Here is an 11,546-nt window from a genome sequence, read left to right as displayed (position 1 = left end):
GTGACATCCAGGCCCAGGCCCTTGACCTCAATGCCATGATCGGCAAAGTGGTGGCTGGCATGGTCGAAATGTTCGGACGATTGCAGCAACGCCTTGGACGGAATGYAGCCGACGTTGGTGCAGGTRCCGCCCAGGGCCGGGCCGCCTTTGGCGTTCTTCCATTCGTCGATACAGGCGACGTTGAAACCCAGTTGGGCAGCGCGAATCGCGGCAATGTAACCGCCGGGGCCGCCACCGATGACGATGACGTCGAATTGTTTAGACATATTTCTTTATTCCTTCTTGAGTTCAAACGCCCCCGCGTGGAGGACGATTCCAAATACACCGGTGCGCGCCTGCAGGCTTTCCTGCTGGGGACCTTCGCGGCCAATTTTCACGGTCGTTCCGGGCGCGGTGCTGCAGACAAACAGATGCCTGGCATCGAGGCATTCAATCCCGCCGGCGGCATGCAGCGCGGCCCAGCCGAAGCTCTCGTACTCCTCCGCGAGAAAGCGGCGCAGGGATACGGTTTCCGTAGGGGTCCGCACATCGGCAATGGTCCATCGCGCCAGGTCCATCTGGTATTTTTCAACCAGCTTCCCCGGATCAGCATCCGGCGCCTTCGCCAGTACCAGCCGGGACCCCGCCTGCGAAACGCTGACCCATTGCAGCCCGTAGTAACCGCTCCAGTTGTCGCCAGCCGACGCAGCAGCCGCAGCCAGGCCCACACTCAACGTGCAGGCCAGGCAGGCGACGAGGCGGCGCATCGACAGCCTTAGATGTCGAACAACAGGCGTGCAGGATCTTCCAGCGCTTCTTTCATCGCCACCAGGCCCAGCACAGCTTCACGACCGTCGACGATGCGGTGGTCATAGCTCATTGCCAGGTAGTTCATCGGACGGACCACGATCTGGCCGTTTTCGACCACGGCGCGGTCCTTGGTCGCATGCACGCCCAGGATCGCCGACTGCGGCGGGTTGATGATGGGCGTGGACAACATGGAGCCGAAAACACCGCCATTGGAGATCGAGAAAGTACCGCCGGACATTTCTTCAATGCCCAGCTTGCCGTCGCGTGCCTTGGCACCGTATTCGGCAATCTTCTTCTCGATGTCGGCAAAGCTCATCTGGTCTGCATTGCGCAGAATGGGCACCACCAGGCCGCGCGGGGAACCGACGGCGATGCCGATATCGAAGTAGCCGTGGTAAACGATGTCATTGCCGTCAACCGATGCGTTGAGTACAGGGTACTTCTTCAGCGCATGCACAGCGGCCTTGACGAAGAAGCTCATGAAGCCGATCTTCACGCCGTGTTCTTTTTCAAACTTTTCCTGGAAAYGCTTGCGCATTTCCATCACAGGCGCCATGTTCACTTCATTGAACGTGGTCAGGATGGCGTTGGTGGCCTGCGATTGCAGCAGGCGCTCGGCGATACGCGCGCGCAGGCGGCTCATGGGCACGCGCTGCTCAGGGCGGTCACCCAGATCGGAAGGTTTGGCGGAAGCAGCAACCTGCGGCAAGGCCGCAGTAGGCACGCCTGTGGGAATGGCAACAGCAGCGGCCGGCTTGGCACCGCCAGCAGCCGCACCGAGGACATCGCCCTTGGTGACGCGACCATCCTTGCCAGTCCCGGGCACCGAGCCGGCAGCCAGGTTATTGTCGGCCATCAACTTGGCTGCAGCGGGCATGGGAACGCCAGCCATGGAACCACCGGCTGCGGGAGCAGGTGCGGAGGCCACAGCAGCGGCAGGTGCTGCAGCGGCGGCCGCCGGGGCGGCTGCAGGAGCAGCGGCACCCGCTTTGCCTTCGGTGTCGATCCGGGCAATCACCTGATCTGACACCACCGTGCCGCCGTCCGCGACGACCAGCTCGGTCAGCACGCCGGCGGAAGGCGCCGGCACTTCCAGCACCACCTTGTCGGTTTCGATCTCAATCAGGATTTCATCCACAGCGATTGCATCACCGACTTTTTTCTTCCACTGCAGCATGGTGGCCTCGGCCACGGACTCGGACAACTGGGGGACTTTGACTTCTACGATAGCCATGTTGATTCTTTCGGGTTCGTTCTTGTGTTCGTGTTCTTGGTTCGGGGAGGGGCGACCTTATTTGGTCAGCACAAAGCCCTTGAGCTTGGCAAACGCGCCGTCCACCAGCGCCTTTTGCTGCTCCTGGTGCAGGTGCGAATAACCCACAGCCGGTGATGCCGAAGCAGCACGGCCGGAATAGCCCAGTTTTTGACCTTCGAACATGTTCTCGTGGATGTAGTGCTGCACAAAGAACCAGGSACCCTGATTTTGTGGCTCGTCCTGGCACCACACGATGTCGGTGRCGTTCGGGTACTTTTTCAGCTCGGCCGCAAAAGCCTTGTGCGGGAACGGATAAAGCTGCTCAACACGAATAATGGCCGTATCGTCAATGCCCTTTTCTTCACGTTTCTTGGCCAGGTCGTAATACACCTTGCCCGAGCACGCGATGATGCGCTTGACCTTGTCTGCCTTCTTGTTGATGTCATCCTTGGTCTCGGGGATGATGGTCTGGAACCCACCCTTGGTGAATTCGGACAGCGGCGAGGTGGCGTCCTTGTTCCRCAGCAGCGACTTGGGCGTCATGATGACCAGCGGCTTGCGCAGGTTGCGCACCATCTGGCGGCGCAACACGTGGAAGATCTGGCTGGCGGTCGTCGGTTGCACCACCTGCATGTTGGTGTCCGCCGACAGTTGCATGAAACGTTCCAGGCGTGCCGAACTGTGCTCCGGGCCCTGGCCTTCATAGCCGTGCGGCAGCATCAGCGTGATACCGTTGACACGGCCCCACTTCACTTCACCGGAAGCGATGAACTGGTCGATCACGACCTGCGCGCCATTGGCGAAGTCGCCGAACTGGGCTTCCCAGATCACCAGCGTGTTCGGATCGTTCGAGGCATAGCCGTATTCAAACGCCAGAACGGCCTCTTCCGACAGGATGGAGTCGATGACAACGAACGGAGCCTGGTTGTCGGCCACGTTCTGCAGCGGCACATAGGTGCCGGTGTCGAACTTTTCGCGATTCTGGTCGTGAATGACGGCATGGCGGTGCGTGAACGTGCCGCGTCCGCAATCTTCGCCCGACAGGCGCACCGGGTAGCCACTTGCCACCAGTGAGGCAAACGCCATGTGCTCGCCCATGCCCCAGTCCACAGGGACGTCGCCGCGGCCCATGGCTGCGCGGTCGTCATACACCTTCTTGACCAGCTGATGCGGCGTCACGGTCGCGGGAATGGCCGTGATCTTGTCGGCCAGGCGCTTCCACTCGGCCATCGGGATCGCGGTGTCACCGGCATCGGTCCACTTCTTGCCCAGGTAAGGCACCCAGTCAACCGCATACTTGCTCTTGAAGTTGGTGAGAACCGGATCAAAGGTGCTCTTGCCGGCATCCAGCGCGGCGCGCGTGGCCTTGACCATGTCGTCGCCCAGGGTGTCGCCCATGCCCTGTGCCGTCAGTTTGTCGGCGTACAGGCGGCGGGTGCCGGGGTGCTGTGCAATCTTCTTGTACATCAGCGGCTGGGTCAGCGCAGGCGTGTCCTGTTCGTTGTGACCCAGCTTGCGGAAGCAGATGATGTCGACCACGACATCCTTCTGGAACTCCATGCGGAACTCGAGGGCCAGCTGGGTAGCCAGCACCACGGCTTCCGGGTCGTCGCCATTGACGTGCAGCACCGGCGCTTCAATCATCTTGACGACGTCGGAGCAGTACAGCGTCGAGCGGCTGTCGCGCGGGTCGCTGGTGGTGAAACCGATCTGGTTGTTGATCACGATGTGGACCGTTCCGCCGGTGAAATAACCGCGGGTTTCGGCCAGCGCCAGCGTTTCCATCACAACGCCCTGCCCTGCAAAAGCGGCATCACCGTGCACCAGCACCGGCAGTACCTGCAGGCCTTTGGGATCGGCGCGACGGTCCATGCGGGCGCGTACCGAACCTTCAACCACGGGATTGACGATTTCCAGGTGAGAGGGATTGAAAGCCAAAGTCAGGTGGACCGGGCCGCCAGGGGTGGTCACGTCGGAGCTGAAGCCCTGGTGGTATTTGACGTCACCGCTTGGCAGGTCTTCAGGCGCGGTGTGGTCGAACTCGGCGAACAGGTCGGCGGGGACTTTGCCCAGGGAATTGACCAGCACATTCAGGCGGCCGCGGTGGGCCATGCCGATCACTATTTCCTGCACGCCCTTGATACCGCCCTGCTGGATCAGCTCGTCCATGCAGGCGATGAAGCTTTCGCCGCCTTCCAGCGAAAAGCGCTTCTGGCCGACGTACTTGGTGTGCAGGAAACGCTCCAGGCCTTCGGCTGCGGTCAGCCGGTCCAGGATGTGGAGCTTCTTTTCCTTGGTGAAATTGGGTTTGCTGCGAATCGATTCGAGCTTTTGCTGCCACCAGCGCTTGTGGTTCTGGTCGGTCGCGTACATGTACTCGGCGCCAATCGTGCCGCAGTAGGTTTCGCGCAGCGCGTTCATGAGCTCGCGCAGGCTCATGGTGTCTTTGCCGAAGAACGTGTTGCTGGTGTTGAACACGGTTTCCTGGTCGGCGTCGCTGAAACCGTAGAAAGACGGCTCCAGTTCGGGAATCTTGTCGCGTTCGGCACGCTTGAGTGGATCCAGGTCGGCCCAGCGTGCGCCGACGTTGCGGTAGGCGGCGATCAGTTGCTGGACGGCCGTGCGCTTGCGGCCCATTTCGGAGTCGGCGCCGCTGGCGACCACAACTTTGGTCTGGCCCTGCTTGGCGCGCTCGGCAAAGGCGTTGACGACCGGCAGATGCGGAACGTCCTTGGCATTGCTGCCGTCGACGGCGGGAACGTGCTGGAGTGCGTCGAAATACTCGCGCCAGTTGTCGGGCACGCTGCCGGGGTTGGCAAGGTAGTTTTCGTACATCTCTTCGACATAGGGCGCGTTGCCGCCGAAGAGATAGGTGTTGCCTTGATAGGCTGAATAGACGGACGATGCCGTCGGGATGGAACTCATATCCGCTGACCTCCGTTTCCCTTGGGGAAACATTAGCTGGTTAAAGCTGGTTAATTAACCTTCCGCAACACGGCTGGACCGATTAGCGGATGCGACTGTGGCAGGAAGGGCCTTCAGAAACAACCCAGATTGTGCCACCGAACTGTGACAGCGGAAAGACGGTGCTCATGACCATACCCGAAAAGGCCATGGCTTCTACGCACGCCCAACGCTCCCACATACCTCTTACATGCTCTCACATGCTTCGAAGCTACTGCTGCATTTGGGGGCTGAAAGTCAGACGGCAAGGCCCGGATTGCCGGTCACACCCACAAGCCGCGGAGTGTTGGGTTTGACAGGTTGAATGACCTTTTTGGCCTTCAGATAGCTTTCCACCACCTCCCAGACCGGGGGACCGGCATTTTTGCTGGCCTCGGCCACCGGCGCCCAGCCGGCCACCTTGTAAGTCTTGCCGGCTTCGATGGGCTTGCCGCCCAGACGCATGTCCTGGATGCGCTCACCCATTTTGGCGCCGGGCTCGCAGGTGTAGGTCAAACCGCCCACACGCACCATGTCGCCGCCCTGCTGATAATACGGGTCGGGGTTGAACAGGTTGTCGCCCACGTCCTCCAGGATGGTCTTGATCATGTCGCCGCGCATGTCCGTCAGCGTGGTCCAGGGATACRTGATCGCAGTCTGGTCCATCACGTGCTCGCGCGTAATGGCCTGGCCGGGCAGCAGAGAGGTTCCCCAGCGGAATCCGGGCGAAAACGCGATCTCGGCGCCACGCACATTCATCAGGGCGTCCAGGATCAGCTGGTCAAAGCTGCCGTTGAAGTTGCCGCGGCGGTACAGCGTGCCTTCCGTCACAGCCAGTTTTTCACCCAATTTGGCGGTGTAAGGCGCCCTCACCTTGTCGATCAGCGTATTCATGGCCGCATCGGCCGGCAACAGATTGGCAAACACCGGCAGCAGCCGGTAGTTGAAACCGGCCACCTTGCCGTCCTTGACGTTGAGGTCCAGCACGCCCAAAAACTTGCCGTTGCTGCCAGCGTTGGTCACGATGGTCTGCCCGCCGGGGTTTTTGACGATGACAGGCACCGGCACGCCGTCATGGGTGTGGCCGCCCAGAATCACGTCGATCCCCGTGACACGCGAGGCCATCTTGAGGTCCACATCCATGCCGTTGTGGCTGAGCAGCACCACGGCTTGCGCTCCTTTGGCACGCGCCTCATTCACCGTTTCCTGCATCTCGCTTTCGCGGATGCCGAAAGTCCAGTTCGGCGTGAGCCAGCCAGGATTGGCGATCGGTGTGTAGGGAAAAGCCTGGCCGACGATGGCAACAGGCACGCCATTCATTTCCTTGATGACGTAGGGCTTGAACACCGGGTCGCCGAAGTCGCTGGTTTTGACGTTTTGCGCGATAAAGTCAATCTTGCCGGCAAAGTCCTGCTCGACGATTTTTTTGATGCGCTCTTCGCCATAGGTGAAGTCCCAATGGCCCGTCATCACATCCACGCCCAGCAGCCTGGCTGCATCCACCATGTCCTGGCCCTGTGTCCAGAGCGCCGTGGCGCTGCCCTGCCAGGTGTCACCGCCGTCGAGCAGTAAGGCACCCGGCCGGCCAGCCTTCAGTTGCTTTACCAGCGTTGCAAGATGTGCAAAGCCGCCCACCTTGCCGTACTGGCGCGCGGCCCGCTCAAAGTTCAGGAAGGTCAACGCATGCGCCTCGGGCGTACCCGACTTCAGGCTGGCGGCCTTGAGCAGATGTTCGCCCACCAGGTGCGGCGCCTGCCCGCGCATCGCCCCCACACCCAGATTGACGGAGGGTTCGCGGAAATAGATCGGCAGCAGCTGGGCATGGCAATCGGTCATGTGCAGCAGATGCACATTGCCGGTGCGCGGCAGCTCGTACAGGCCCGCAGCCTGGGCGGCGCCGGCCTCACGCTGGAGGGGAAAACCGGCGGCCAGCGCAGCGGCCATGACACTTGCAAACTCTCGGCGGGACAGGTTCATGGCGTTGGTCATCCTGCCCGGTTACCCAGGCAAAGCATCAGATTGCTATCAATTCAGGAGCTGCTTGCGCTCGTCACTATTGGCCTGGCGGCACAAAACACTCAAATCACTTGTTGACAGGCGAATTCGGATCCAGCAGCAGCGCCATCACGTCACGAATCTGCTGCTCGTTCAGGATGGCGGCATGGCCGAACCTCGGCATGTCGGAACACGCGTTGTAGGCTTTGGCGTTCCACAGCTTGCCCCAGGTGTACTCCACGATGGGTTTGCTCTCGGGTGACGCCGGATTGCTTACACCGCGCAGCTTGCCGTAGTTGTAAAGGCTGGGGCCGATGGAGCCGAAAGACAGCTCGGCCTTGCTGATCTGGTGGCAGTTGTAACAGCTGCYGCCATTGGCTTCGCCGGGCTTGTCGCTCCAGGTCAGGCCGCGGCCGTTCTGCGCAATTTTTTCGCCTTCACTCCAGCTACCGAGGTACTTGCCATCGGAAGGCAGTTTCACGGTTTTGAGGTTGGCTTCTTCAATGGCTTTGGCTGCTTTTTCCTCCAGCGGCTTGCCGGCGGCTTCCGAGCAGGCCTGGTTGGAAGCGTCCAGCGTCAGGCGGTCCATCTTCGCGATGCCCTGCTCACGGAAGGAGCTTTTCAGCACCTGCTGGGTGGCTTCGTCTACCTCCTGCGCCGTGGGCGCAATGGCGCAACTGGACAGGAAAAAGGCGGTCAATGCCAGGCAGGCGGAAGACAGGGCGGCTTTGGTGTAAATCGTGTTCATCAGTTCTCTCCTGCCTGATTAGCGTTTGAGGGCCGGCGCAATGGAAGCACCGCCCTTGCTGTTGACGCCCATGAACACGCCCAGGGCGATGGTGGCGTCGGAGGCGTAGCCCGGGAAAGGGAAACGCTGCTGGCGATAACAGTCATTCAGGCGGCGCTGCATGCTCCACAGATCCCCGCTTGAGACCCGGTAGGCCGGCCAGGCGCCAAAACCGTTGCCGGCGCCGGGCTGTTTGGTGAGGTTGGGCAAATCCTGCAGGCGGACACGCTTGTTGTCTTCACCATGGCAGGATGCACAGGAAAAGTCGTAAGGTCCGCCGCGCAGGTAAAACACCTTCTTGCCGACCTCGTACATCAGCTTTTCCTTGGCGTGCGACTGCGGCACCTTGAAGGTCATGTCGCGCGATTCACCCGAGATATAGGCCACCAGCGACTCGATGGACTTCTGCTCACCCGCACCGAAAGGAGTTTTGGCGATCTCGGCGGCATTAAAACCCTGCAATTGCTCCATGCAGGTCAGCAGGCGCGACTCCATGTCCTGCACCCGCTGGGTGTCGGCAAAGAAGCGCGGCAGCTCGACGAAAGCACCTTTCACCACGCCCGGGCCCTTGCCCAGGTCGCATTTTTCAAGCGAGGCATTTTTGGGGCCGCGCGCCTGTTTCCAGAGTGCCTCGCCACGGGCTTCGTACAGCTCGGCCGGGTTGCCGTCGGCCAGCATGGCGCGGTATTCGGCAATACCTTCAGCGGTGCTCTTCTGCGCCGCAGCAGGCAATGACAAGATGGCCGTGGCGGCCAGGGCCGCCAGCCCAAACAGGCTCAACTTCATCGTGGACTCCTCAAATATCGTTGTGGGGCAGCAAAGGGGGCGCGGCGGGAAACCGTCGGGATTCAGGCAATGACGGCTTCGTCGGTACGCTTGTCGCCGTGGTTGTCGACCCAGCTGACCGCGATCTTGTCGCCAGCCTTGCCACCTTTGAAGCTGAACTGCACAAAAGGGTTCTTGGAAACGGCCGTGCCCCACTGCGCGCTCATCACGGTCTTGCCGTTCCAGGTGGCGCTGATGTTCTGGATAAACCAGGCCGGGACGGTCTTGCCGGCCGCATCCTTGCGCTGGCCGCTTTCCATTTCGTGGCTCACCAGCACGCGCACGGTGGTTTTATCGCCTTGGGCCTGTGCCCGGATTCGCATCGGTTCTGACATTTTTTTCTCCTGATTTCAAGGGTTGTGGTGGTTGTCGAAGTCGGGACGGCTTAACCGCCGCAACCGCCCAAAGTCACCTTCACTTCCTTGACCGCATAAAAGTACTTGTCACCGGCCTTGGCCAGTGCATAAACATTGGATGACTGGCCCATCTTGATGTTGGTCGAGACGTTGGCGTCGGTGCCGGCGGGAATCTCGAACACGGCAGCCAGCGCGCTGGGGTTCTTTTCGACAACGAGCGCAATTTGGGTGGTGTTGGCAATGTTGCTTTGCGCGCCGACACGCACCACATTGCCGTTCTCGGCAATTTCGGGCGCCTGCAGCAGCAGGTCCTTGCTTTCAACCGGAGCGCTGGTCGCGCCCATGGCCTTGGCGGCATCTGCCAGGGACTTGCTGTCAAAAGCGGCTTTGTTCCAGCCTGGCGCGTTTTGCGCGTGGGCCGGGTTCAGCCCGGTGGCCGCTACCAGCACCAGCGCAGTGGCGCCAGAACTGCTGGCCAGAAAATCACGACGTTCCATGGTGAACTCCTTTTTTATATAACTTGAATGTCTGAAAAACTAACAACGATTGGACACAAAAACGTCAAGCCGTGGAACGGTACTTATCCCGACCACGCTGTGAAAAAGTTAAAGCCGGCTGTCTCGACATCGTCAATTTCCATGTGCCTCATTTTGACGCGCCTTGAGCCAGCCATTGGGAAATCTGCGCCGACTCCGCCGCACTCAGTGCCTGCGGCGGCATGGGGATTGCGCCCCAGACACCCTGCCCTCCGGCCTTGATTTTGCCCGAGAGGTAAACCGTCGCGTCGGCGCGGTCTTTATATTTGTTGGCTATATCCTTGAAGGATGGCCCCACCATCTTGCTGTCCATGCCATGGCAGGCGGTGCAGGTATTTTTTTGCAGCAACGGCATGACGGACGCAACGCCGGGCGCGGCGGTTTTAACGACAGCTGGCAGCTGCACAGCAACAACCGGCGTGGAGTTTGCTATCTTTTCAGGAGCTGCTTGCGCACGTCCTGTCTGGTTTGGGGCCGTATTTGATTCAAATATTCCGGCCATGGGCGGCCGGGTGGTGTCCACACCCCGGCTGGCACCCACCAGTCGCGACTGCTCGGCCAGGTTGCCATGGGCGTTGCGTGCATAGTCTGGCAAAAAGCTTTTGACCACCACCTCGCCGGCGCAATTTTTCATGCAGGCCGAGCCCTGGACATCGGGGCGCGCCGTGCCGCCCAGCTCCTTGCCCGGCCACATCGCGTGCGACGTCGTCATGCCGTTGCGGTTGGGCAAACGGGCCTGTACCTCGCGGATATTGGCGTCCGACAAGGTGAAGTTGTCGGGCAGGATATTGCCCAGGTTCAGGATGTAGGCAGTGACGGCATAAACCTCGTCGGCCGTCAATGTTTTGGGGGCATTCCACGGCATGGCGCGGTTGATGTAGTCCCAGAGCGTCGACAGCGTGGAGACTTTCATCAATGTGGTGCGGTTCGGCTGGTTGGAGCCAGGCATCAGACCATCCACGCGGCCATTCTTGATGTCTTCAGCCGTGACGCCGCCGGCAATCGGCGTGAACACTTCGGACGACTCGGCAAAACTGCCGTGGCAGGACGCACATTGCGCCTCCCAGATCACTTCACCCTGCCGTACCGAGCCCTGCCCTTTGGGCAGGCCCTTGAAGTCGGGCCGCACGTCAATGTCCCAGGCTTTGACTTCCGCCGGTGTCGCCGTGCGGCCGATGCTGGAGAGAATCACCGGTTTATCAGCAGCCGCAGCCCATTGGGTAACACCCGCCAGCAGCAGCGAGCCCATCGCAACGCGGACGCCATGAGAAACGGACAAAGCCTTAGATCTGGACATTTTTCACCTCGCCGTTTTCTTCCAGCGACCACGACTGGATGGCGTTGTTGTGATAAATGCTGCGGGACGCTCGCACTTTGCGCAGTTCGTTGTACGTCGGCTGGATCTGGCCGGTCTCGTCAACAGCGCGGCTCTGGAAAATGGCGGGTTTGCCGTCCCACACAAAATCGGCATTAAAACGCGTCAGGCATTTGGCCAACACCGGCCCCTCCAGGCGCGCCGGCGCCCAGTTGCGCCCACCGTCCACGGAAACGTCCACACGTTTGATCTTGCCCCGGCCGCTCCAGGCCAGCCCCGTGACGTTGTGAAAGCCCTTTTGCAGCAGTACCTGCCCGCCGCTGGGCGAGGTCACCACGCTTTTGACTTCCTGGATGCTGGTGTATTGCCGGTGCAGGCCGCTGGGCTGCAGGTCGACGTAATGGATCGTCTCATCCTTGGTGCCATAAGGCATGTCGCCCACCTCGATGCGCCGCAGGTATTTGATCCAGCTCACGCCCTGCACGCCCGGCACGATAAGCCGCAACGGGTAGCCGTTTTCAGGGCGCAGCATTTCGCCGTTCTGGCCATAGGCCACCAGCACCTCACCGCTCATCACCAGGCTCATGGGGATGGTGCGGGTCATGCCTGAGCCGTCGGCCCCCTCGGCCAGAATGAATTTGGCGCGCTTGAGGTCGGCACCGCACAGCTCCAGCAGGGTGCGCAAGGGCACGCCGGTGAATTCGCTGCAGCTCAGCATGCCGTGGGTGTACTGCACCGTTGGCAC

Annotated in this window: 11 protein-coding genes; all 11 read right to left on the bottom strand. The window is 60.8% G+C overall.

Features of this window, described 5'->3' with window-relative positions:
* The coding region (locus AC1DWI_RS04025) for an FAD-dependent oxidoreductase (RefSeq protein ID WP_477724415.1) at positions 1-266 on the bottom strand (266 nt) is incomplete at its 3' end.
* 6 nt (positions 267-272) lie between these two features.
* On the bottom strand, positions 273-746 hold the full coding sequence (locus AC1DWI_RS04020) for a hypothetical protein (protein ID WP_477669345.1): 474 nt from the start codon (positions 744-746) through the stop codon (positions 273-275).
* An 8-nt stretch (positions 747-754) separates the two neighbouring features.
* Complete coding sequence (gene odhB, locus AC1DWI_RS04015) at positions 755-2,023, bottom strand: 2-oxoglutarate dehydrogenase complex dihydrolipoyllysine-residue succinyltransferase (protein ID WP_477724414.1); 1,269 nt, start codon at positions 2,021-2,023, stop codon at positions 755-757.
* Positions 2,024-2,080: 57 nt separating this feature from the next.
* Positions 2,081-4,969: a 2-oxoglutarate dehydrogenase E1 component gene (locus tag AC1DWI_RS04010; RefSeq protein WP_477724413.1), complete on the bottom strand. Its 2,889-nt coding sequence runs from the start codon at positions 4,967-4,969 to the stop codon at positions 2,081-2,083.
* A 276-nt stretch (positions 4,970-5,245) separates the two neighbouring features.
* Positions 5,246-6,964: a thiosulfohydrolase SoxB gene (gene soxB / locus AC1DWI_RS04005; RefSeq protein WP_477724412.1), complete on the bottom strand. Its 1,719-nt coding sequence runs from the start codon at positions 6,962-6,964 to the stop codon at positions 5,246-5,248.
* A gap of 106 nt (positions 6,965-7,070) precedes the next feature.
* Positions 7,071-7,730, bottom strand: coding sequence for a sulfur oxidation c-type cytochrome SoxX (gene soxX, locus AC1DWI_RS04000; protein WP_477724411.1), 660 nt, complete (start codon positions 7,728-7,730; stop codon positions 7,071-7,073).
* A gap of 18 nt (positions 7,731-7,748) precedes the next feature.
* Positions 7,749-8,555, bottom strand: coding sequence for a sulfur oxidation c-type cytochrome SoxA (gene soxA / locus AC1DWI_RS03995; protein ID WP_477669341.1), 807 nt, complete (start codon positions 8,553-8,555; stop codon positions 7,749-7,751).
* Positions 8,556-8,617: 62 nt separating this feature from the next.
* The gene (gene soxZ, locus AC1DWI_RS03990; RefSeq protein WP_457280652.1) at positions 8,618-8,929 is read right to left on the bottom strand and encodes a thiosulfate oxidation carrier complex protein SoxZ; all 312 of its coding nucleotides are present in this window, start codon (positions 8,927-8,929) and stop codon (positions 8,618-8,620) included.
* Between the two features lie 50 nt (positions 8,930-8,979).
* The gene (soxY, locus tag AC1DWI_RS03985; protein ID WP_477669340.1) at positions 8,980-9,447 is read right to left on the bottom strand and encodes a thiosulfate oxidation carrier protein SoxY; all 468 of its coding nucleotides are present in this window, start codon (positions 9,445-9,447) and stop codon (positions 8,980-8,982) included.
* 148 nt (positions 9,448-9,595) lie between these two features.
* Complete coding sequence (locus AC1DWI_RS03980) at positions 9,596-10,783, bottom strand: c-type cytochrome (RefSeq protein ID WP_477669339.1); 1,188 nt, start codon at positions 10,781-10,783, stop codon at positions 9,596-9,598.
* On the bottom strand, positions 10,770-11,546 hold a 777-nt coding region (locus AC1DWI_RS03975; protein ID WP_477724410.1), incomplete at its 5' end, for a molybdopterin-dependent oxidoreductase. The genes AC1DWI_RS03980 and AC1DWI_RS03975, both read right to left, overlap by 14 nt.

The sequence above is a fragment of the Polaromonas sp. P3_C2 genome, assembly GCF_056402675.1.
The sequence above is the reverse complement of the archived record's forward strand: the minus strand, read 5'-3'. Positions and strand labels throughout refer to the sequence as shown.

Excerpts from the sequence above, each read along its gene's own strand:
- AC1DWI_RS04020 (WP_477669345.1), bottom strand. The coding sequence starts at position 746 with ATGCGCCGCCTCGTCGCCTGCCTGGCCTGCACGTTGAGTGTGGGCCTG.
- soxY (WP_477669340.1), bottom strand. The coding sequence starts at position 9,447 with ATGGAACGTCGTGATTTTCTGGCCAGCAGTTCTGGCGCCACTGCGCTG.
- AC1DWI_RS03980 (WP_477669339.1), bottom strand. The coding sequence starts at position 10,783 with ATGTCCAGATCTAAGGCTTTGTCCGTTTCTCATGGCGTCCGCGTTGCG.
- soxZ (WP_457280652.1), bottom strand. The coding sequence starts at position 8,929 with ATGTCAGAACCGATGCGAATCCGGGCACAGGCCCAAGGCGATAAAACC.
- soxA (WP_477669341.1), bottom strand. The coding sequence starts at position 8,555 with ATGAAGTTGAGCCTGTTTGGGCTGGCGGCCCTGGCCGCCACGGCCATC.